Source organism: Alcaligenes pakistanensis (assembly GCF_014652815.1).
GTDB classification, from domain to species: Bacteria; Pseudomonadota; Gammaproteobacteria; order Burkholderiales; family Burkholderiaceae_B; genus Alcaligenes; species Alcaligenes pakistanensis.
In genome coordinates this window covers 500,222-522,568 of the sequence record NZ_BMZN01000003.1, presented here as the reverse complement: position 1 = coordinate 522,568, position 22,347 = coordinate 500,222, and the positions used below count along the sequence as shown (strand labels likewise).

General features: G+C 54.5%; 16 protein-coding genes. 4 read left to right on the top strand and 12 right to left on the bottom strand.

Annotation, left to right across the window (positions count from 1 at the left end):
• Window positions 1–126 precede the first annotated feature (126 nt).
• The 4 genes from IE156_RS11635 (at window position 127) to IE156_RS11620 (ending at window position 5,452) form a co-directional block, all read left to right on the top strand.
• Window positions 127–1,680: a heparinase II/III domain-containing protein gene (locus IE156_RS11635; RefSeq protein ID WP_189392691.1), complete on the top strand. Its 1,554-nt coding sequence runs from the start codon at window positions 127–129 to the stop codon at window positions 1,678–1,680.
• Between the two features lie 74 nt (window positions 1,681–1,754).
• Window positions 1,755–2,528: an SDR family NAD(P)-dependent oxidoreductase gene (locus IE156_RS11630; RefSeq protein ID WP_189392690.1), complete on the top strand. Its 774-nt coding sequence runs from the start codon at window positions 1,755–1,757 to the stop codon at window positions 2,526–2,528.
• A complete protein-coding gene (locus tag IE156_RS11625) occupies window positions 2,518–4,083 on the top strand; it encodes an LTA synthase family protein (RefSeq protein WP_189392689.1) in 1,566 nt (521 codons plus the stop codon). Before IE156_RS11630 ends, IE156_RS11625 begins: the two co-directional genes overlap by 11 nt.
• Window positions 4,084–4,231: 148 nt before the next feature.
• The gene (locus IE156_RS11620; protein ID WP_189392688.1) at window positions 4,232–5,452 is read left to right on the top strand and encodes a hypothetical protein; all 1,221 of its coding nucleotides are present in this window, start codon (window positions 4,232–4,234) and stop codon (window positions 5,450–5,452) included.
• 118 nt (window positions 5,453–5,570) lie between these two features.
• On the opposite strand, the gene pgi is transcribed toward IE156_RS11620, so the two are convergent.
• From pgi to IE156_RS11560, 12 genes are all read right to left on the bottom strand, one after another.
• Entirely contained in the window at window positions 5,571–7,136 is a 1,566-nt protein-coding gene (pgi, locus tag IE156_RS11615; RefSeq protein ID WP_189392687.1) for a glucose-6-phosphate isomerase, read from the bottom strand.
• 92 nt (window positions 7,137–7,228) lie between these two features.
• Window positions 7,229–8,239 (bottom strand): FAD:protein FMN transferase, encoded by a 1,011-nt coding sequence (locus IE156_RS11610; protein WP_189392686.1) that lies wholly within the window; start codon window positions 8,237–8,239, stop codon window positions 7,229–7,231.
• A gap of 32 nt (window positions 8,240–8,271) precedes the next feature.
• Complete coding sequence (locus IE156_RS11605) at window positions 8,272–8,787, bottom strand: nitrous oxide reductase accessory protein NosL (RefSeq protein WP_189392685.1); 516 nt, start codon at window positions 8,785–8,787, stop codon at window positions 8,272–8,274.
• Window positions 8,784–9,614, bottom strand: a complete 831-nt coding sequence (locus IE156_RS11600) for an ABC transporter permease (RefSeq protein WP_189392684.1) — start codon at window positions 9,612–9,614, stop codon at window positions 8,784–8,786. Before IE156_RS11600 ends, IE156_RS11605 begins: the two co-directional genes overlap by 4 nt.
• A 3-nt stretch (window positions 9,615–9,617) precedes the next feature.
• The gene (locus IE156_RS11595; RefSeq protein WP_189392683.1) at window positions 9,618–10,535 is read right to left on the bottom strand and encodes an ABC transporter ATP-binding protein; all 918 of its coding nucleotides are present in this window, start codon (window positions 10,533–10,535) and stop codon (window positions 9,618–9,620) included.
• On the bottom strand, window positions 10,519–11,859 hold the full coding sequence (locus IE156_RS11590) for a nitrous oxide reductase family maturation protein NosD (RefSeq protein ID WP_189392682.1): 1,341 nt from the start codon (window positions 11,857–11,859) through the stop codon (window positions 10,519–10,521). Before IE156_RS11590 ends, IE156_RS11595 begins: the two co-directional genes overlap by 17 nt.
• 7 nt (window positions 11,860–11,866) lie before the next feature.
• Window positions 11,867–13,771 carry a TAT-dependent nitrous-oxide reductase gene (nosZ, locus tag IE156_RS11585; protein WP_189392681.1) on the bottom strand — a complete coding sequence of 635 codons (1,905 nt, stop codon included), beginning with the start codon at window positions 13,769–13,771 and terminating at the stop codon, window positions 11,867–11,869.
• A 62-nt stretch (window positions 13,772–13,833) separates the two neighbouring features.
• A complete protein-coding gene (locus IE156_RS11580; RefSeq protein ID WP_189392680.1) occupies window positions 13,834–16,092 on the bottom strand; it encodes a NosR/NirI family protein in 2,259 nt (752 codons plus the stop codon).
• Between the two features lie 178 nt (window positions 16,093–16,270).
• Window positions 16,271–17,365: a tRNA 2-selenouridine(34) synthase MnmH gene (mnmH, locus tag IE156_RS11575; RefSeq protein ID WP_189392679.1), complete on the bottom strand. Its 1,095-nt coding sequence runs from the start codon at window positions 17,363–17,365 to the stop codon at window positions 16,271–16,273.
• Complete coding sequence (selD, locus tag IE156_RS11570; protein WP_189392678.1) at window positions 17,365–18,399, bottom strand: selenide, water dikinase SelD; 1,035 nt, start codon at window positions 18,397–18,399, stop codon at window positions 17,365–17,367. Before selD ends, mnmH begins: the two co-directional genes overlap by 1 nt.
• 70 nt (window positions 18,400–18,469) lie before the next feature.
• Window positions 18,470–19,558 (bottom strand): hypothetical protein, encoded by a 1,089-nt coding sequence (locus IE156_RS11565; protein WP_189392677.1) that lies wholly within the window; start codon window positions 19,556–19,558, stop codon window positions 18,470–18,472.
• Between the two features lie 143 nt (window positions 19,559–19,701).
• Window positions 19,702–22,182 (bottom strand): TonB-dependent siderophore receptor, encoded by a 2,481-nt coding sequence (locus IE156_RS11560; protein WP_229841288.1) that lies wholly within the window; start codon window positions 22,180–22,182, stop codon window positions 19,702–19,704.
• Between the last annotated feature and the right edge of the window lie 165 nt (window positions 22,183–22,347).

The following is a 22,347-nucleotide window of genomic DNA, read 5'->3' as shown; positions in this document are numbered from 1 at the left end:
AAGGAGCCCATACTCTATTTTATTCATCATATTCTAAAAAATTATTAACTTTTTTAGATTTTATAAATATACAGTAGAGGTTGGGGTTGAATTAAAACTTTATAATTAGTTTTGGAATCTTAGTCAATGAAGGATTTGTTTCCTCCTGAAAATAAGAAAGATATTGAATTCTTAAAGCAATTTATTAAGAATAAGAAAATTATAACTAAAAATTTTGGCGATATTTTTTTTGTTGAGCAGATTTGGGACTCTGGCCCTCTGGATAACAGGTCATGGTTATGGACGCTCCATTCTTTTGTGGTGTTTGACTCTTTAATTGCTGTTGGTGATATAAGTCTTCTGAAACAACTGATCGCTAGTTGGTCCGAACGATTTGAGGATGTCGCTGTTGAGGAGGATTTTCCGTGGCATGATCATGCAACTGCCTTGCGCTTAGATAGAATTTCCCGTATTGCAATTCAGTTTTCGGAGTCTAGCTTCTATGAGTTGGCACGAAAACACGGAAATTTATTGTTAAGGGATGATTTTTATGAAAAAAATACTAATCATGGGTTTGATCAATCTCTTTCTCTGATACTGGCTTCATTGGCTTTTCCTGCAATTCCAGAGTCTTCCCAGTGGCAAGTGGTTGGTCTGGAAAGATTAAAGTCTGAGATGGATTTTGCATTTACTTCTGAAGGGGTTCATGTAGAAAATAGCCCTGCCTATCATATGGGAATGATAGGAAATATGTTACGGGCCCGTCGTTTGTTAAGGCATATAAATATCAACTATGAGGGTGTCGACTCGTTATTTGATAAGGCGCTGATTTTTCTTGCTTGGATTACTCGCCCTGATCGTTTTTTGACTTATTTGGGTGATAGTGTCAGTTATCGTCCTAACGTGGCCAAAGAATTATTAGATTTTCCTGGAGCTTCGATGGTCGAGTGGGTTTCCAGCGCTGGTAACGATGGAGTTAAGCCAGAGGGGGAATGTGCTTTATTCGAGAAATCTGGTTATTTTGTTTATAGATCCTCTTGGGATAATTGGCCTGGGCATACCTATATTGTTTTTAAATCCGGATTCTTAAGTGGTTATCATCGCCAAGATGATGATCTTAATATTCTCTTGCATGCTTATGGCGAAGATTGGTTGATCGACTCTGGAATGTACAACCATAATCAGAAAGATCCGATTAGGCAGTATATGCGATCTGTTAAAGCGCATAATGTACCGTATTTCCCTGATATAAAAATTGATAGAAAAAACTTGGGAATTGGGTTTTCTGGTCTTAAGGCAATTGAGGTCGATGGTTGGAAACACTCGGTTGAGGGGTTTACCTCTATGTACTCCTCCGGTCAGGTTTTTCGTAAGGTTTTGATAAAAGATAAAAATAGTTTTAGGGTTTTTGATTCTTTTTCTGATTTTGATGGTAAGAAAAAATATTTTATGTTTCATTTTCCTTTGGATAAGTCTATTGGTTTTGAAAATGGAGTTGTAAGTATTTTTTCAAAAACAAAAAAACTTTTAATTACATCTAATTCTAATGATTTGGGGTTTGCTTTGTATAAAGGTTTTGGTCAGGTTTTCCCTAGCGTGGTGAGTAATAAAATTAATCATAAAGAGGACTCGCAGGTTGTTGTTTTTGGTCCTTTTTTGGGTGATAGTATTTTCTTTGATTTTTGTTTTTTTGATCGTTAGTAGTTGATTTATGCTGACTGTGACTGAACTTGTTCACATGGCTTTGTATTGGCCCCATCGAAAAAGGAGCGCGCGTGGGCGTAGCTGAACCAGCAGGGCAGGAACGGATTCTGATTACCGGCGCCACTAGTGCCATTGGTGGCGAGCTGGCGCTTTACTACGCCAAGCCCGGTATAGAGTTGACTTTGCATGGTCGCAATGCCGCGATTCTGGAGCCTTTGGCCGAGCGCTGCAGGCAGGCGGGTGCGCAGGTACAGACCCATCAGCTGGATTTGCGTGATCTGGATGCCTTGCATGATTGGCTGTCGCGCTGTGCCGCGTTTGATCTTGTCATCGTGAATGCTGGCATGAATATCCATGTAGGTCCCAACGGCGAGCCGGAGGCCTGGGCAGATACCGAGCTGCTGCTGGATATCAATGTGAAGGCCTCGCTGCGTGTCGTGCAATCTGTGCTGCCTGCCATGCGAGTGAGAGGGCGCGGTCAGATCGCTCTGATGAGTTCCTTGGCCGCTTACTTTGGTTTGCCCACCACACCGTCCTATAGCGCCAGCAAGGCGGCTGTCAAAGCTTATGGTGAAGGCTTGCGCGGCTGGTTGGCCCCTGAGGGGATCAAGGTCAATGTGGTGATGCCAGGCTACGTTAGCTCGCCTATGTGCGATGCCATGCCGGGCCCCAAACCGTTCCTGTGGACTCCGCAAAGAGCAGCCAAGCGTATTGCCCGTGCTCTCAAAGCCAATAAAGCGCGTATCAGCTTTCCTTTTCCTTTGAACCTTGGTTGCTGGTTTTTGGCTGTACTGCCCGCCCGGTTGTCCGTCTTTATTTTGAGCAAGATCGGTTATGACGCTTGAGCCCGGATTCTGGAGTGCAATCCTGGCGGCCTTGTTGGGACTGGCCCTGACAGTCGGGCTGGAGCGTTTTTTGCAAACGGCAGCTAGCTTGCGTCGTCCTGCGGCGGCCTGGGCTTTGCATGTCGGTCTGTATGGCTTGGCGTATGTCGTGCTGGTTTTCGTGCTGGGGCGGCCTATTTTTGCCACTGCCTTGCTGTGCGCGTTTTTCCTGCTGCTGGTCGTGGTTAGCAATGCCAAGTTCAAGGCTTTGCGTGAAGCCTTTGTGTTCCAGGACTACGAATATTTTACGGATGCGATTCGTCACCCTCGCCTCTACATTCCTTTTCTGGGGTGGGGGAAATTCTTTCTGGCGGCAGCGGGTTTTATTGCCGCTCTGACGATTGGTTTATGGCTGGAAGCCGTGCCCGCCTTGCGGGCGGCCTGGACAGCGCAATGGGGAGCCATGGCTCTGCTCGCTGTGCTGAGTCTGGGCTTGCTGCTTTGGGGTAATAGTGCGCGTTTGATGGTGCAGATTGCACCGGAGCAGGATGTGCAGGCTCTGGGGCTGTTAGCCAGCTTCTGGCGTTATTGGCAGCAAGGGCGGGAGCGCCCAAGCTTGTCTTCCCCTTTTGCAGATGTTGCCTCAACGTTCACGTCTTTTTTGTCCGGCGCGGATTCCTTGGCTGATCTACCTCATCTGATTTCCGTACAAAGCGAGTCTTTCTTTGATGCTCGGCGAATTTCTGATGAGATTCGGCCAGAGATTCTGGCGGAGTTTGACCGCTTCAAATCCGAAGCGGTGGCCAGCGGATATTTGCAGGTTCCCGCCTGGGGCGCCAACACGGTGCGCTCGGAGTTTTCGTTCTTAAGTGGTATTGAAAACAGCGCTCTGGGTGTGCACCGCTTCAACCCTTATCGCGCAGTATGCGCGGGATGGTCAGTGGCGACTGTGGCTTCTTGGTTGAAGCAGCAGGGCTACCGGACGATTTGCATTCACCCTTATCCCGCCAGCTTTTACCAGCGCAATCGCGTATTTCCGCTGTTTGGTTTTGACGAGTTTCTGGACATCAAGGCCTTTGCCGATGTGGAGCGTACCGGCCCTTATATTGGCGATCTGTCTGTGGCGGATAAAGTCGCCAGTGTGCTGGAGCAGGCTACGGGTCCGGTATTCATTCACGTGATTACGATGGAGAATCACGGACCTTTGCATCTTGAAAAGATTGCGGCCGGTGATATCGAGGCCTTGTACCATCAGCCACCTCCGCAAGGTTGCGAGGATTTGACGATTTATTTGCGCCATATCCGCAATGCTGATGCAATGCTGACCCGCTTGCGCGGGGCCTTGAGTGCATCGGATCGGCCCGCCAGCCTATGCTGGTATGGCGACCACGTTCCCATCATGCCCTCGGTCTATGCAGCTCTGGGGACGCCGTGTGGGGATGTGGATTACTTTATCTGGAATTCCACGACCCACCATATCAATTCATCGCATCAAGGCATTGCAATTCATGATTTAGCATGGTTGTGGATGCAGTCTAATAATATTGGATCTGCATCATCCCCTATATTGAAATAATTCTAGGGGTGAGGCGCACTGTGGTGATATTCCCGCAAACTTATTACGTAGCTGCGATCTAGAGTTTCAGGTGCTTACCATTTCTGGTGGTCGAAGGTATCCTAGCGCCTTGGCATAAGGACCCGTTCCATTGGGAAGGATAGTTTGTATGGTTGAAATTGTTGAGCATCCAAAAGTGATATTGACTTTTGAGGGACAAGAGTGGGTGGCAAAAGTTGAGGTTCCTGTCGACTCTCCGGAGGTTGTTACTTATGCCTTTTATTTACTCAGAAATAAAACCAGAGTTGCTCATAGTCGGTATGGGAAGGGTTTAGAGGTAAAGTTTCCGAATGATGGGCTTGCAGGGCACTATCAGGCAAGAGTGTTTATTAAAGAGCCCGCGACTGACGATCAGCCTGCTCTAGTTAAGACTCATGATTCTGAGCGTGTAGTTCAGCTTGGCTCTCCTTATGATCTTCGACGGTGGAGCAATCGACCTGTCTTTGAACGTAGTTTTGAGTCTCCTTGGTCAGGCCACGATGTTGCTGATGGCTTATATCACTTCATGGATGAGGGCTGTTATGTAGATTTTCTTCTTGGCGGTATGGAGAATCTCGAAGCAGGTTCGGCGGTGCTAGTTTGCTTTAGTGGTGCCCTTACGTCACGAGATGGCACTTCTGCGCCATTTTTTTCGGGGGTCGAAATGGCCAAGAGACTCGATATTCCCGTGATATCAGTTTCGGATCCAACATTGGGCAGGTCACATGAGCTTTTTCTAGGCTGGTATGCAGGCCATGAGAGCTTCACTGATTTACCTAATCGCATTGCGATTTTGTTGGACTCGTTTGTTGAGCGTACTAGTGCACGGCTGGTATTGATGGGAGGGTCAGGAGGAGGTTTTGCTTCACTGCTGATATTGAGCTTGCTTCAAACCCAACTCGCTTCAGCATTTGTTTGGAACCCTCAGACGTCACTGGCGCGTTACTCACCAGGGCCAGTGAAGCGGTTTTTAGATGTAGCCTTCCCTGCTCTATCGGATGTGAATGACCTCAAGACAGCATTACAGGTTTCGGGAGTACCTTATAGTCTGGATGCTTGTGCTCCAACGCTAGTTGGGAAACGCCACATTCTTTATTTACAAAATAGAAGTGATTGGCATGTTAAATCCCATGCATCTCCCTTTCTGGCAAAGTTCGGGAAGGGTGTGCAAGTCTCGACGGAGGTGTTTTCATTCAGTACGCATTTAGCCTACTGGGAAGGGGATTGGGGGGAGGGGCATTTGGCTCCTCCAAAAGACATAATTGCTTCTGGGCTGGCTGCTGTTATTGCAGGGCGAGAACCTTTGACTGTAGCGTTAGAGCTTGAGAAAGAATTATCGTTGAGGCGGTAACGAATCTGTATAAGCGTAGTTTGAATAGAAGTTTTTGTCTTTTTGGACCCATTTTTATTTTGGGTGTTAGTACGTAGTCGTATGGTGCAGTATTGCTTGATAAAGTATTTGGGGTGCGCTAGTTCTTGAAGATTTTGATCCAGTGTTGAGTAGAAACATCATGGTGGTTGATGTCGTTCGAATCACTAGCGAGTTCCTGCAAAATACCGTTCGCCAGCACTTTCCCATACTCCACTCCCCATTGATCGAAGGGGTTGATACCCCAGATCAGAGCCTGAACAAAGATTTTGTGCTCGTACAACGCCAATAGTGCACCCAAAGAGAAGGGGCTGAGGCGGGGCAATACGATCAGGGAGTTGGGGCGGCCACCGGAGTGAACGCGATGGTGGGCCAGTTGCTCGGCTTGTTCTCCCTGGCCCTCGCATTCAGCCAAGGCTTGTTCGTAGGTCTTGCCGCGCATCAGGGCTTCGCGTTGGGCCAGGCAGTTGGCCAACAGCAGGTTGTGATGTTCTGGCTGTTTATGGTCAGCCTGCTGGCAGACAATAAAGTCGACCGGAGCGCCATCACTACCTTGATGCAGCCATTGGTAGAAGGTATGTTGGGCATCGGTGCCTGCCAGCCCCCAGACAGCAGCGCCAGTGGCGACGCCTACGGGCTGCCCGCTGGTCGTGACGGACTTACCCAAAGACTCCATATCCAGTTGCTGGATGTAGGGCACCAGATTGCCCAGGCGGAAGTCGTAGGGAGAAATATTCAGCGAGCCATAGCCCAGCACACTGCGGTTGACCACACCGGCCAGAGCCATTTGCACGGGGATGTTGGACGCGATGGGGGCTTCCTGAAAGTGCTGGTCCATCGCCGCTGCGCCTGAGAGCATACCGGCGACCACATCGCTGCTGACGGCCAGAGCCGTGGTCAGGCTGACGGCGGACCACAAAGAAAAGCGGCCACCCACCCAATCCCAGAACTGGAAAATCTGTTTCTGTGGCACGCCCCAGTGTGAGGCGGTAGCAGGGCGGGCGGTAATGGCGACGATTTGCTCGTAGGGGTTGGCAACACCGGCTGCTTGCAACCATTCCAGGGCGCGCTGGCCGTTTTTCAGGGTCTCGGTTGTCGTGAAGGATTTGGACGCGATGACAACCAGGGTGTCGTGAGGGTCCATCCCCGAGAGTGCATGTTCCAGCGCATGGCCATCGATATTGGCTAGGAAGCGTACATTGCGCCAGCTGTGGCGATAGCCAAAGGCGGCCAGGGATAGTCGCACTCCCCAGTCGCTGCCACCGATCCCAATGTGAATGATGTTGCGCCAGCGTCGCTCGGAGTCCGCCACCCGCACGAATTCATTCATGCGTTCGCGCTCCTTGGCGACTTCGGCCATGGGGGCAGGGGCGCGCAGGGCGCTATGCCAGGCAGCACGTTGTTCGGTGCAGTTGACGATGCCACCGCCTAGCAGCTGTTGGCGGGCCTTGTCGAAACTACGGGCAGCCAGCAGGTCTTCTCCGGCTTGTTGCAGCTCGGGTGAATGGCGTTGGCCGCTTAAGTCTACTTGCAGGCCCGCTGCTTTCAGGCAATGCAGGTCTAGTGCGTAGCGATCAGCCTGCAGGGCTGCCTCACGGAAACGCGCCCACTCTGGTAAACCGGGTAAGGGGATGACTGAAGACAGGGCGTTAGAGCGGGTGGGCATAGGAAATCAGCATACAGTGGGCTAGAGCGCCATTGTACGAGGCTTTAGCTAGGCTTGAGCAGACTGTGCCGTAACGGGGTTTGTCCTGATTTTCAGGCGTGAATTTGGACTAAAGTTTGCCCACCGTAAGGCAGCACCCAGGCTTTCAGGTTCGGGTCGCTGGCCAGAACTTGAGCAATCTCTTGAGGCGACAGCCAGGAAAAGGCAGTGGACAGGGCATCAGCAATTGTGGCGTTGCCCGCTACGACCGAGACACTGCTATACAAAGGGCGAGCCTGACCATTGGCAGGGTTGAACAGATGGGTGACAGAACCATCCCGACTGAGCGCTGTGCCTGCCCCTGATGAGGTGCTGACAGCCTGGTTGAGTACATCCAGATCCAGCAAGCTGGTACGGTCTACCGGGTCGCCTGCCAAGCCGACGCGCCAGGGACGGTCGCCCGGAGCCATGCCCAGACCTCGTATTTCGCCCATATCGACCAAGGCATGTTCCAAGCCCGCCTGTTTCAGTTGCTCTGTGATGCGATCGGTAATGTAGCCTTGAGCAATGCCGTTCAGGGTCAGTGCCATTCCAGGTCGTTTTAGACGGATGGTGTCATCTTGGATCTGGATAGCCTTGTGATTCACTTGCCGCAGCACTTGGTTCAGCTCGGCCTCGCTAGGAAGGTTGGAGGAGCTATCGCTACGTTGAGCGGCCTGGCTATACAGATCCCATAACACTTGCACGCTTGGGTCAAACGCGCCGTGGGTCAATTCGCTGAGTCGTTCAGACTCCAGCAGCAGTCGCGTTAAGTCACCGGGGGCTTGTTTCAGATAACCATCGCGGTTCAGGCGTCTTAATGCACTGTCTTCCTGATACAGACTGAATATCCGTTCCAGCCGCCGGACTTCGGACAGGGCCTGATCGATCAGGGTTTGCGCAAAAACGGGGTCAGGATGGTGGATGTGCAATTGAGCATCGGCGCCCAAGGCCACACCTTGCCAGGAACTGAGTGGGGTGGCGGTCGTTTGCATGGCTTTTGCGGCCCAAGGTAAGCAAGTCAGGGCGCTGGTTGCGGCCACGATACCGATAAAACGACGGCGGGAAACGGGGGTAGAAGTCATGGCAAATACCTGGGATCAGGAAAGTAAGCGTTTCAAGGCAGCGCGACCGCACCGAAGATGTAGTTTTCGGGCATGTCGGCAAAGCGCACCAACTGGCCGCCATGTTGCTGCTGGAATTCTTTAGCAGCCTGCTCCTGGCTGAAGGGCAAGGCATCAATGGTTCCCATGCCGCCGGTGTAGCGGCTGTAGATCAGGTACCAGGCATCTTGGGCCGGTATCCATGCTTGCTCGGGAAACTGGCCGTTTTTGTCCTTCTGCACCATGTCCTGGACATAAGTAGCGGCAATGGCTTTGGATTCCTCGGGCAGCATGGTGTAGGCAAAGACTTCGCGGATAGTGGTGAACCAAAGCGGTGCCTCGCGTTCGCGCAAAAGAATTTGTCCTTTGGGACCTTGATGCTCAAACAGGTACATGCCGCAGTAGTGCCCCACGGCCGTTTGGGGAATCTGGACGACGGGTGGGGGCGGTGCTTGTACTTGCTCGGGTTGGCCGCAGGCGGCCAGTATCAGGCCCAGGCAAAGTAATAAAAAGGTGCGCAGTTTTTTCATAAAGCCTTCTTTTTGAACACAAGGCTTGCCAGACCAAAGGGCACGGCGATCCATAGCAACAAGACACCCATCAGCAAGCTGGCGGGCAGGCGCGCCTGTTCGCTTAAGCCAGCCATACCGGCAAACATGGCGACATTTTCATAGCCGGTTAGATTCAGCAGGCGGTACACATCGGTGGGGTTAAACAGCAGGATGATGTTCAGCCAAGAAGCAGTAATGGTGGCTCCCTGGTCGGCAACCAGCATGCCCAGCAGCGCCATGTCGTAAATCACCACGAAAAACAGCCAGATGCCGATGGCCAAGCCTGCTGCGGTGGCGCGTTCTCTGACGAGTGTACTGATGAAATAGCCCATAGACAGGAAGCTGGCACCGAGTAGGATGCTGGCTCCCATCATGGCCAAAAAGGGTGTCCAGACGCTGAAGTCCAAGCCGCCGTGCGCTAACTGTAAGGTGATCCCCGCCAAGCCGTAGCCCACCACGGTAGACAGGCTCAGGATCAAGGCATGGCCCAGGAACTTACCTACCAATACCTGCCAGCGATGGACGGGGTAGCTAAGCAGCAAGGACATAGTGCCGCGTTCGATCTCGCCCACAATGGCGTCGTAGGACAGCAGCATGGCGATCAGCGGGATCAGGAAAATAGACAGACTGGACAGGCTTACAACAGTAACGGTCAGAGGGTCTACTTTGACGCTGCCCGTGGGGGCGCTGCCAAGAAAGCCCAGTGATAGGGCCAGGGCTGCTAGCAAGAGAGTGACCGCCAGTACCCAGCGATTGCGCAGGCCATCGCGCACTTCCTTTTGGATGATGATCAGGACAGGGTTCATGGCTTAGTAATCCTCGCGCTTCAAAAAGTGCGCATAAAGCTCGTCCAGACCGGGAGACTCCAGCTCCAGGTCGTTTAAACCGGGGATGGCATGGGCTTCACGCAGGATCTGGATTTTTTCGGCCTCGGTGCAGTGACGCTCCAGGCGGTTTAGACCGATGGCTTTCCAATTCTGTGGCACAGAGTCGGGGATATGCTCTACGGTCAGGCGGATGCGTACCGGCAAGCCAGCGTGCTGTCGCAATTCAGATAAGGTGCCGTCCGCAATTTTGCGCCCCTGTTGCATCACGATGATGCGGTCTGCCAAGCGTTCCATTTCTGCCAAGGCATGGGTGCTGAGCAGGATGGTGGCCCCAGCATCGCGCAGTTCCTGCACGATGTCGTAGAACAGCAGGCGGGAGGCAGGGTCCAGGCCGGTCGTGGGCTCGTCCAGCAATAGCACGCGTGGTTTGCCCAGTAAGGTCTGGGCCAGAGCCAGTCGTTGGCGCATGCCTTTGGAATAGGTGCCGACTCGTTTGTGAGCGGCTTGGGCAATACCGACGCGTGACAGCAGAGCTTGGTTGTCGCTGGTAGGCAGCCCCTTTAATCGAGCATAAAAAGCCAGGGTCTCGGTGCCCGTCAAGGCCGGGTGCAGGGCAACGGTTTCCGGTAAATAGCCGATGTGGGCCCGTAAGCGAGCGGCTTGGGAGGAGCCCGCATCATGCTCCAACAGGGTGACTTGGCCTTCATCGGCACGGATCAGACCCAGAATCAGTTTGATCACTGTGCTTTTGCCCGCGCCATTGTGCCCCGCCAGTACCGTGCACTGGCCGGGGTAAAGCTCAAAGTTCACCGCGTCGGCGGCGCGCTGTTGGCCATACAGTTTGCTGACATTGCTCAGCGCAACGGGGGCCGTGGCCGTGTGTTTAGTGGATGGGGTCATGAGTGGCCTTGTAGCGCTCCCAGACGGGATTCTCTGGAGCTCGCATCAGGGGTGCGCTATCCATGATTCCGCCGGGCAAAATGGCAGGAAATTGGGTTTGTGCCCAGCGCACAATAGAAACGGCGGGGCTGTTTAAAAGCACGCGCGCAGACGGGGCACGCCAGACCAGTTGTTCAATCAGGCCATTGGGGCGATAGGCCGTGTCCCCGATGCCGTCGCCGTTCAGGTCAAAGGCGCTGTGGTCGCTCCAGTAATTGCCACGTCCTTGGCTGGACCATTCCAGATACCGTGTGCCCACATACTTCACCTGATTCTGGTTCTGAATGAAGGCGTTGTCCGTGATCTCGTTGCCCTCGGAGCCTGCGGTGTAATGCACGCCGATCTGGGTGTTCTGAATCAGGTTGCCGTGGATTTTGTTGAAGTTGGCGTTGTAGAGAAAGACGCCTTTTTCAGCACCGTCCACGATATTGTCGGTAATGGTGGATTGCTGGGCGGCATTGAGCATGAGCCCTTGATGCGTGCTGTTGATGCTGATGTTCTCGCGTACCGTCAGGAACTGCGAGAACATCAGGGCATAGGCAATGTCGTTGCCTATGGAGATATTGCTGCTGATCTCGCTGTTGTTGGTGTACATGTAGTGCACCGCATAGCGCAGTTGGGTAAAGCGGTTATGGCTGAAGACGTTGTCGCGGCTGGTATTGGAAAAAATGCCATCGCGTCCCCAGGAAATATCGTTGTTCAAAATGCGTGAGCCGGGGGAGTTCCATAGGGTGACACCATTGCCGCGCTCATTCAGGCGCAGCTCTTTATTGCCTACAATGATGTTGCCTTGTACCAGCGCGTCATGGGGGCCCCAGACGTACACTCCCACCAGATTATCGAGGATGTCGTTTTCTTCAATCAGGGCGTTATGGGCGGGTTTATCCAGGAATATTCCTGCATCCATATCCGGCAGGCTTAATCCAGAATTGCTGACTGTGATATGGCGTATTTGCACATTTTCCGCCTGCACCCAAACCGTGCGGCCTTCACGTTCACCCACCAGTACGGCCTGTCGGTCGCTGGGGCCTTGGAGCGTCAAAGGCTTGTTCACGATGATGTTGCCCTGGTAGCTGCCCTGCGCCAGAACCAGGGTGTCGCCAGGTTGGGCGGCATCAATAGAGGCTTGCAGCGCCGTGTTGGCGGGCACCTGGATGATGGCGGCGTGGACTGTCAGAGCACTGGCCGCCAGGGCCAGTGCAGTGAGCCGCGTCAGGGCCAGCCCCAACCCAAGGGCTGGGCTGGTGCATCGTGCACGGTAGGGGAGTAGGCGGAAAGGCTTCATGTCACCATCAGGCTTTGGGTTTCACGTTCATCTGGCCCGACATTTCCATGTGCAAGGCATGGCAGAACCACTGGCAGTAGTACCAATGCACACCGGGGCGCGAGGCCGTGAAGGTCACCGAGCTGGTTTGCTGCGGGCCAATTTCCATCGCCACGCCGTAGCCGGACAAGGTGAAGCCGTGGGTCAAGTCTTCGATCATTTCCATATTGGTGACCACGACTGTGACTTCGTCGCCCTGGTTAACCTCGAAGCTGGGCACCGAGAACACCGGGGCAACCGCTGTCATGTAGACCCGCACCTTGTTGCCATCGCGGATGACTTTGGAAGCACCTTCCAGGGTGACGCCGTCTTTTTCGGCCATCTTCCGGGTTTCGTCCCACCAAGGGTCATCACGGGTCCACACGCGCTTGGGTCGTACCTTTTCGGCAGCAACCAGCAGCATGTCGTGGGGCTCGGCAAAGCTGGGGCCGTCGTGGACCAGCTTCATGACGTCGCCCGAAATGTCGATCAACTGATCGTTCTCTGGTTTAAGCGGGCCTACGTTCAGGAAACGGTCTTTGGAGAACTTATTCAGTGATACCAGCCATTTGCCATCGGCCTCTTTGGTTTCGCCCATGGTGGTGTGGTTGTGACCAGGCTGGTAGTGCACGTCCAGTTTCTGGATGATGGGATCTACGTCCTTACCCTGGTACGCCTCAATGGCCTTGGCCATATTCCACTTCACGATCTGGCTGTCGATAAACAGGGTGGTGTAGGCATTGCCACGCCCGTCATAGGCGGTGTGCAGAGGGCCCAGACCCAGTTGGGGCTCTGCCACTACGCAGTCGCGTGGTTTGATCTTGTCGGCAAACAAGTCATCCAGACGGCGCACGTCGATCATGGTGACGGTGGGCGAGAGCTTGCCGTTAAAGACCACGTGGATGCCGTCGGGGCAGGCGTTACAACCGTGTGGGGAGTTAGGCACGGGAATGTAGCGTGTGTAGCGCGAACCTTTGCGGCCATCCAGCACTTTGACGCCCTGCATTTCCTTGAAGTCACCTTTCTTGACGCCGTCTTCAATGGCTTTCAGGTTGAACACAACGGCCCAATCCTGTTCGTTGGCGCTCATCTCGCCAACATCCAGGCCTTTTTCGGAGTTGTAGCAGGTGGAGAACGCGTATTTACCTTGGTAGTCGGCGTCGCAATTGTCCAGGTTGCCGTCCACAATCACCTGCCAGGCGATTTCCATGGTGTCGCCGTCAATCGCGGTGAACACAGAAAAGTAGTTTTCTTTGGGATTGCCAAAGATGGTGCCGTTGTTAGGCAGGGGGACGATGTGTTCACCGTTGCAGAATACATAGCCGGTGCGTGGATAGCGTTGAGGGCGCAGGCCGTGGATACCGTCGGCATTCGGAATTTCAATGATCTTGTCGCACTTCATGACATCGCAGCGCACCCGTGCCACGCGGTTATTGGCTTTGTCATTGATGTAGATAAAGCGGCCGTCGTAGGTCCCGTCGGTAAAGGACATATGGGGGTGGTGGGCATCGCCGTTGGGCAAAATGCCGCCCAGAGTGTCCGCAAAGGCCAGTGTTTCTGGCGTCAGGTTGGCGCGCATGATCTGACGGCTTTCGTTGGTGATCCCCCAGCCTGTGGCGCTACAAATGTTGAAGATAGGAATGCGCATCAGCTCGCGCATGGAGGGCAGACCCATGATGCGGATTTCGCCTGACTGGCCTCCGGAGTTAAAGGCGTAGTACTGGTCCAGCTCGCCCGGCTCGATGTGGGCGTTTTGCCCGTCTGGCGTTTTCTTGGTATCGGCCAGAGCGTTGCCAATGTGGGTAGCGCTGACCACCGCAGCGCCGGACAAGGCGGCGGTGCCTAGAAAGGCGCGGCGACTTAGACCCTGTTTATCCTGCTTGTTCTCGGACATGGTGTGATCTTCCTTTTGTGTGATGACGTGGCCGACTGGCGCTGGGTGCGCGCCCAGCCGTCTCACGGCGTGGCTGGCGTGGAATCGGAACTATCTGGGTTGCGTGGGCGCACGGTAGGGCGCGCTGCGGCATCGTCTTGCAGCGAACTGGCAACGGCAACGGGAGCCGCTTTACCGCGCTTGCGCTTGGCGATTTTTTGAATCAGGTGTGGGCATTTTTTCTCGTGGTGATACAGCATCTGGCAGTTCAGACACTGGATACATTCGTTGGGGTTGATCGGGCCTTCGGGCTCGATGGCCTGAACGGGACAGTCGGTAGCACAGCGCTGACAGGGGTCACCACACATGGGGTAGCGACGCAGCCAGTCAAAGATGCGCAGGCGGGCTGGAATGGCCAGGGCGGCGCCCAAAGCACAGAGATAGCGGCAGTAAAAACGCTCGATAAACAGGCTGGCTATCAAGAGCAGCACAGCGAAAATCGTGAAGGGCCAGTCGCGGATGAATTTCAGGATGATGGCGGTTTTGAAAGGCTCTACTTCGGCCATCTTTTCGGCTACTGCCATGTCGTACAGGGCAAAACCAAAGAGCAAAATGAAGAGGACGTACTTGATGGCAACCAGCCGTTTATGGGCGCTGTAGGCAACCTTGATCTGGGGAATACGCAGGAAACGGGCGAGCTTGTTGGCCAGCTCTTGCAGCGCTCCAAAGGGACAGAGCCAGCCACAGAAGGCGCCTCGGTTCCAGAAAATCAGAGAGATGGCGGTGGCGATCCACAGAATGAACACCAAGGGGTCCATCAGGAAGTATTCCCAGCGGAAGTCGGTTCGCAGGGCGTGAGAGAAGGTCAGCACGTTGACCACCGACAATTGAGCCGAGGCGTACCAGCCAATCCAGACCAGCGAGAACAGCAGAAAGCCGATGCGAAAGCGCTGGTAGAACACTTCGTGTTTGGTCAGTGTGTCCTGAAAGAAGAAGACACCACCCAAGGTCAGCAAAGACAGCAGCAGCACGGCAATTTGCACTTTCTTGCCTGCCCAGATTTGCTTGTAAAGAGGGGCGCTGGCCGCGTCCAGGTCGTCTTGCTCAGTCTGATCGGGAGCTGACGCAGCAGCAGGAGGCGGCGCCGTTAAATAGGCGTCGGGCAACTGGTAATTCAAGTTGAGTGTGACAAACGCTTTGTCTTTGACGCTCAGAACCCGTTGCACCAGCAATTGCAATCGCCAAGGTTGGACGGGATCAAAGGTGGCGGTAGCGGGAATCTTGAATAAGGCCGCTTCTTTAAAGTCAGGTGCATTGGCGGCTTTGACGCCGGGTAAACGTTGGTGATCCAGATCGGTAAAGTGAAAGCTGTTCAGGTCTTGGATGACTTCAATACGGTCAAAAATCCCGCCGCGTACATAGCCCGATCCTTTGAAGGAATACAGCCCATTACCTACGACCAGCATGGCTTGCTGGCCGGGTTTCAGTTCTTGCTGGAGATAGTTGTAGTCAGATTCGCCCAGCAGGCTTTGCCCAATGCTGGGTACGCTGACCAGGGCGGCGTACAGATCGATAAAGGTATCTTCTGGATCGCCCTCCTGAGGATGGGCGGCGGCTTCGCTGCGGCCATTATCAATGAACGCCTGATTGATATCGGCAACGCTGACGTGCAGGCGCTGAATAGCACCGCTTTGGAGCAGCTCGTCCCAGTTGGAAATGGTGTGATTGCTGGTATCGATACTGCGTTGCACGGCGACTTGTGTGGTGGCCGGAGCGGCCGCTTGGCCTATGCCTTCCTGCCGGGCTACCAGTTGGGATGAGCGCATGATGCTGTCGCCCACCACCATCAAGGTCACGGTGGCACCGCTGATAATGTCTACGGGAGGCGGCGCGCCGGGTTTGGGCCGGTTCTTGATGTAGTTCTGGCCGATATAGCCTTGAATAAAGGCATCTACCCGAGACTCTGGAATACCAATCAGCACAATGGGTTCATGGTGTTCGAGCAGCTTGGCAGCGAGGATGCTGCCGTCCATGCTCATGGCGACCAGAGTGTCGATAGGGAAGCTGGAGTAACCGCGGGTGTTGACGATGTCACTGGTGACATAGAGGTACCCAAGTTGCTCTTGGTCTTGGAAAACTTTGACGACGGGCAGGGTGCCCTCGGGATTGCCGGTATGGGTGGCGGTGGGATAGATCTCGCTAAGGGCCACCTCCGGGAGGAAGTGGGCAATGCGCGAGCTGGAGTGCGCGCTAGTGCTGCTTAAACAGGTGGCAAGTATAAAAAGCAGGAGCCAGAGCGTACGCAACTGAACATGCCGGGCCAAGCGATTGAGGGACGTCATTTCTTACCACCTGCAACAAGATTCTTGCAAGATGGTAGGGGTTACCCTTTGTTTGCTCTTTGTGTCAGAGCAAGGACAGATTCTGACAACAGTGCGCGTTAGGGTGTGTCCGTTGGTCTCTGGCCCGGTGCTGAAACGTGGATTGGCTTAAATGCTGGGTGGTGCCCTGTAGGCGGAGTCAGCCCTGCTTACGTAAATAATTCAGTACAGCATCCGCATCGCCCTGGAAGATGACCCGCTCCGCTTTTTGTTCTCGCTGGTAGATGTACATGGGGTCGTAGTATTCGGTCAGCAGGCCACGAATCCAGGCCCGGTGGCCGTCCAGAACGCCACTGCGTTCTTGTTCCAGCAAGGCGTCATCCATGATGACGGCTAGTTGCTGGTAGCGTTGATGGCCCAAGCGCTTGCTGATGCGACCCAGGCTTTGACGTAGCTGCTCGGCAAACAGAGCAAAGCCGGCTTGCGGCTCATACTGCACGGTAAATTCGGCGTGCAGGTTCTGTACGTAATCGCGCACGATGCGCGTAATACGGTTTTCCAGACTATCTTCCAGCCAGATAAGGGACCACTGCTGCATCCCTCGATACAGGCTAAGCGGCAGGCTGCAACGTCCTATGGTCTGGCTTTCATCTTCCAGCACAAAGCGCTGATGGCCTTGTGCTGATTTCTTGAGTAGAGCGATGGACAGGCGATGTTCAAAGTCGATCTGGCTGGGCTGGCCGGTGGCATGTTTGCCAAAGCTGGAACCACGGTGGTGGGCGTAGCCTTCCAGGTCCAGGCTGTGATTCAGTTGTTGCAGCACATCGGTTTTGCCCGTGCCTGTCATGCCACCTAAAACCTGAAAGTGTGCGCTGCCGATGGCTTGTTCCAGATTATTCAGCAGATAGCCGCGCATGGCCTTATAGCCACCCACTACGCGGGGGTAGTGGATACCGGCTTCTTCGCGTAGCCAAGTTTGTGTGATCAAGGAACGCAAGCCACCCCGAAAGCAATATAAATAGCCATCAGGATGGTCTTGTGTAAATTGTGCCCAGGCTTGCAAACGGGCTTCTTTGAGTTGGCCGCTGACCAGCTTATTGCCTAGCGCAATGGCAGCATCCTGGCCATGCTGTTTGTAGCAGATACCCACCTGATGCCGCTCTTCATCGTTCATCAGTGGCAGGTTCAAAGCACCGGGGAAGGCCCCTTTACTGAATTCGATGGGAGCGCGAGCGTCCATCAAAGGTACATCGTTCAGGAACAGCTCGCGATAAAGGTGGGTGTCAGGGCGCATCAAGCGAGTTCGACAGCATGGGTTTTAGCAGGGATGAACTCTCCAATGGCGTCCAGTTTCAACCCCAGTTCGGCCGCGGCTGCCAGGAACTCAGCCGTGGCAGCGGGTTCAACCGCCACCAGCAGACCGCCGCTGGTTTGTGGGTCGCACAGAATATTGATTTGTTCTTGGCTGATGGGGGCGATGCGGTGGCCGTAGCTGTCAAAGTTACGTTGCGTGCCGCCGGGAACGCAGCCCTGTTCCAGGTAGTGCTCAATACCGGGCAAAAGGGGGACGCGCCCCAGGTTCAGGCGTGCGGTCAGGCCACTGCCATCAGCCATTTCGATCAGGTGGCCCAGCAGGCCAAAGCCAGTTACGTCCGTCATCGCTTTGACGCCAGGCAGTTGTGCAAAGCGGGTACCGGGTGTGTTCAAGGTACACATCCAGTCACGTGCCAGGTTCTGGTCTTCGGGGCGCAGTTTGGCTTTCTTCTCGGCGGTAGTCAGCACACCAATGCCCAAAGGCTTGGTCAGATAAAGCTGGCAGCCCTCGGTGGCGGTGTCGTTGCGTTTTAATTGGCTCTTGTCCACCACACCAGTGACAGCCAGACCAAAAATAGGCTCGGGGGCATCAATGGAGTGGCCGCCCGCCAAGGTGATTCCGGCGGCGTCACAGGCAGCGCGCCCGCCGCGCACGACTTCGCGGGCGACTTCGGGTGACAAGACATTGATAGGCCAGCCCAAAATGGCAATCGCCATGATAGGTTTGCCGCCCATGGCATAGATATCACTGATAGCGTTGGTCGCGGCAATGCGTCCAAAGTCGTAGGGGTCGTCCACGATGGGCATGAAAAAGTCCGTGGTGGAGACTACGCCACGTTCTTCGTCCAGGCCGTAGACGGCTGCATCGTCACGCGAGGTATTGCCTACCCATAGGTTCGGGTCCACATTCTGGGCACCGCTGCCCGCCAGGATAATGTCCAGTACCTTGGGGGAAATCTTGCAGCCGCAACCGGCTCCATGACTGTATTGGGTCAGACGAATGGGAGTATCCATGAGCGCGCACCGTGAAATAGGTTGAAGTTGAAATGATACTAAACTGCTTTGGCCCGCTGCATGCTTTTACTCAGGGAAAGGGCAGTGGGCGGACGACTTGAGCAAATTGATCCGTTGCTACCCATTGTGCGAATTGCTCGCCCAGCCGCTGGCTTTGCTCGACAGAGTTTTGCCAAGCCTTTCGTCGATCCGTGTCAGATAGACGCTTGTAATCAGAGCGATCGGGGATTTTGCGGTTTTTTAGACGCTCGTAGAAAGTAGGACTTGGGCAAAGCAGAACCAGATTGTCCAGGCTGTGGGGGCGGCGGGCCTTTTGCCAGCGGGGCAGGTATTTGTCGAACCAGCTGGCGCTGATTTTTTGGGTGAAATGAGGGAACAGTGTCAGGCCAGGGCCGTCCAGATCCAGCGCGCAGAAGTTGTAGTCAACCAGCCCTCCATCACGGTACAGCCCTGCTGGCCAGTTGTGGGCGGCATCAACGCCGTCAATGACCAGCGGAATGGCGGTGCTGGCAGCCAGGGTTTCAAACAGATTGTTGTGGTCCAGGGCGGCGTAACGGGCCTGGTTGTGGTGCTTGCCGTGAATGGGCAAGGGGCTGCGTGTGTCGTGGACGATGACTCGCTCGAAAAACCAGTGCGGGATGGCGGGGTGAAGATAATTGCCGACCATGCAGCTTAGTAAGGCGGCGCTCAATTGTCGTTGATCGCGGGAACCCGCCCAGCCCTTGCTGCGAGCCACTGTAATCGCAAAACGATAGCGCGGGTGATTCAGGATTGCCGCCTGTGCGTGTTCGTCTCCTAGCAGGGTTTTAAGCATGCTTTGGGTTGAGCGCGTAATGTCAGCGACCGTGGACTGCGGCGGGAAGGGGCTATGGATATAGAGCTGCGCAAAGTCCTCAAAGGCTTGGTGGGGATTGTCTTGTGCCGCGCAGGCGAAACGCCAGGAGGCGATAGAGCTGCCAAACAGCCAGAGCGGTTCGTCATGCGTATTGAGCCAGTCCGCAAACAGATACTGATCCAGTCCAGTCAGCGCCAAAGCCTTGGGGCCACCCGCACTGCCAATCAGCGTGCCTATATCGTGGGCATGCAGACCATTGTTTTGAATGTGACGATAAGCGCGAGGGCCTGCGTAGATAGCGAGGTCAGGCTCGGTGGACGACAAGATCAGCTCCCGAATGTGTCGACTGGATAGTCAGGCAGATGGCAAACAAGCTTTAGTCTAGCGCTGTTGCCGCTGGGCTGGGGAGGGTCGTCCTGGCTGGCCAGCACCCTGTGGTACTGGCCAAAATCAAACAGGAAAAGCGTTTAGAAAGCGTAGCGCAGGTTCAGGCGCACATTCCGCGGCTCGCCGTAGTAGCCGGTATTAAACACCGTGCCGATAGAGCTTAAGTATTTGCGGTTGAATACATTATTCACATTGAAGGTGACGCCCAGTTGTTTGTTGAACTGGTAGTGGGCCATCGCGTTGGTTACGGCATATGCACTTTGGCGAGCGGTGACAGGGCGGCCAATCTGCCAAGGGGAAACGGTGTTTTCGATGGCGCTTTGCCAATTCACTCCTGCGCCGACGGTCAGGCGATGCCAGTCGCCAGGTAGTTGATACCGTGTCCAGACTTTCAGCAGGTGTTGGGGCATGGTAGTGCGGATACGCTCTCCCTTGCTGTCTTGTGTACGGCTGTAGGCGTAAGAAGCCGCCAGTTGCCAGCCCGGAGCTAATTCACCATTGATCTCTAAGTCCAACCCGCGTGTGCGTGCGCCTTTCTCGCCACGGTACGCCGCGGTGTCTGTTGTGCCAGGGACGAGATAACCATCATCTGGCACCGCCAGATTGTCTTGCTGAATCAGGAACAAGGCGGCACTGGTGGATAGCTTGCTGTCCAGCCAATCGCTTTTTACACCCACTTCGTAGTTGGCGCCTTCGCGTGGGTCCAGCATGCCGCCGTTGCGATCACGCGTGGTTTGCGGCGCGAATATCGTGGTGTAGCTAGCGTACAAAGAGTGCCGGTCGTTCAAATCGTAAGTCACGCCCAGATAGGGTGTGATCATGTCTTTGGCGGAGGCCGTCACATGCTGGTTCCAGATTTGCATGGGGGCGTCTGCGTACAGTTGCTGGTACTGCCAGCGATAGTTGCCCATGCGTAGACCGCCAATCACAGACAAGCTATCTGTCAGGCTTAAGCGGGTAGCGGCGTAGGCGGCGTACTCGCGGGTGTAGGTGTCGTTGTCGTAGTTTTGCTCGAACACGGGATGGAAGGCTTGATGATCCCAGTTGTACAGATTGAAGCGCTGACGGCTGGTGATGCCGCTGACATCTTTCAGGGAATCAAAGCGTGTGTCGGCTTCCATAAAAGACAAACCCGCAACCATTTCATGACGACGGCCACCCAGGGTGTAGGGGCCGGTAATGTGCAGGTCGGCGCTGGTTTGGGTTTGGCGGCTGTCGCCACCTTGTACCCACAAGGGTAAACCATCGCCGGTTTGCTGATTGATAAAACCGGACGTAATGCCTGCCATCACGTTTTGGAAACGGCGTGTGGCATCCAAACGATTGACGGCAGCTTTAACGGTCCAGTCCTGACCAAAATCGTGCTGCACCGAGGCAAAGGTGTTTAAGGCATCGTTGTTGTACCAGTTGTTGCGGCTGGCCAAGTTGGTGGAGACATCCAGATCCACTTGCTCGCCATTGCTGAAGAACAGGGGTGTACCCAGTCCGCCCATAGCACCGCGTGAGCGGGTGCGCTGGTAATCCACGCCTGCCGTTAGCAGAGTATTGGGGCCCAGATCGGCCTCCATAATGCCGTAGAGCACCTGTTTTTTCTGACCGTAGTAGTCGATATAGCTGTCTGAGCCTTGCCAGGCACCGATCATGCGTCCCCGGATAGTGCCGCTGCTATTGATGGGGCCAGCCAGATCCAGCTCATAGCGCTGGCGCGACCAAGAGCCCAGGCCAACGTTGGCAATGATTTGAGCCTCTTGGGTGGGGCGCTTGCGGATCATGTTAAGCGTACCGGATGGATCGCCCGAGCCCGTAGTCAGGCCCGTGGCGCCGCGTATCAGTTCGACACGGTCGTAGACCACCATATCGCTCAAACTGGGGGAGACGTCCTGTGTGCCTTCGTCCACTACGACGGGCACTCCATCCAGTTGATATTGGCCGATGCTGTAGCCACGCGAATTGACGCTGAAGCGTTCACTGCCGCCCGTGTTTTGCACCGAGATGCCAGGCGCTTGCTGAAGGACATCGGTAATGCGTGTCAGGGATTGATCCTGAATGCGCTGATGGGTCATGACGCTGACGGACTGCGGTGTTTCGCGCAGCGTCAAAGACATCTTGGTCGCTTGCGAACTGGGCAGGTCGCTGTGGTAGCTGTCGCTGGTTTCGGTGCTTTGCTCACGTGCTGCATGAACCTGTACGGCCTGTAGCTGGGTAATGTCGTCTGCGTCTTTGCTGAGCGTTACCTGCATGCCATGGCGGGTATAGCGAATGCCAGTGCCTGTCAGCAGTTGCTGTAAGGCTTGATCTAGCGTCATGCTGCCGTGCAGGGAGGGGGCCTGACGTCCGGCCAGGATATCGGGAGCGTACAGCAGTTGGACGGATGCCTGTTGGGCCACCGCAATCAAAGAGGTGTCCAGGGCTTGGGCAGGCAGTTGCCATTGCAGGGTTGGAGTGGCTGCACTGACCAGACCTGGCAGCGTAGCCAGACTCAAAGCACTGACCAGCAGCAGGCGGCTTAACAGGGGGCGGTTCAGACGTGTAAAAGGTACGCCGGGGGATCGAAACAGCATTCGACTCACGTTCTTTTCCAATAACTTGATGACGGGTGCGCCGTGGCGCACATACCCTTTGGCCAAAGGTAGGTCTGGGTTTTCAAGCCCATTACAGATAAGGAGTGCTTGAGAGATAAAAACCCTGAATGAAAATCATTCTTATGTTGTAATTATTTGTTTCTG